At 36.2% G+C, this 564-nt stretch carries 1 protein-coding gene; it reads right to left on the bottom strand.

The window, feature by feature from the left end:
• Positions 1–255 precede the first annotated feature (255 nt).
• Positions 256–564 (bottom strand): hypothetical protein (locus DNK85_RS11345; RefSeq protein WP_208123205.1); only part of this gene is annotated, 309 nt, incomplete at its 5' end.

Below are 564 nucleotides of genomic sequence, written 5' to 3' on the forward strand. Positions count from 1 at the left end.
TGAATCTTATAAAACGCCCCGCCCATTTGTGGGTCATCAAATTTATCGGCAGAGTTATACACTACCTCACCCTCATGTTTTTTCTTTCGTCTTTCCTTTTATTCTTCCTTTTTTTTTTTTTCCTCCATCCCCTCCTCTTTCCTTTTCTTTTCTTTATTCATTTCCTTTTCCTCCTTTACTTTCTTTTCTTCTTTAGTTTCATTTTCCATTCTCTTCTTTCCTTCTTCTTTCTCCCCTTTTTTTTTCTTTCTCTTCTTATCTTTCTTTTTTTCCTTCTACTCCTCCTTCTTTTCTCTTCTTCTTCCTTTCCTCTTTTCTCCTCTCTTTTTTCCTTTCTTTTCTCTCTTTCCCCTTCTTCTTCCTTTTTTTCTCCCTTCCCTCTTCCTTCCTCTCCTTCTCTCCTTCCCCTTTTTCTTCTTTCTTCTTCTTTTCCTTCCTCTCTTCTTTCTTCCTCTCTTCTCTTTCCTTTCTTTTTTTCTCTTCCTTTTTCTCTCTTTTTCCTTCTTCCCTTTCTTCTCTTCTCTCTTTTCTTTCTTTTCCTTCTTTCTCTTCTTTCTTCTCTTC

It is taken from the genome of Cysteiniphilum halobium (genome assembly GCF_003574425.1).
In the GTDB taxonomy this organism is placed as follows: Bacteria; Pseudomonadota; Gammaproteobacteria; order Francisellales; family Francisellaceae; genus Caedibacter; species Caedibacter halobius.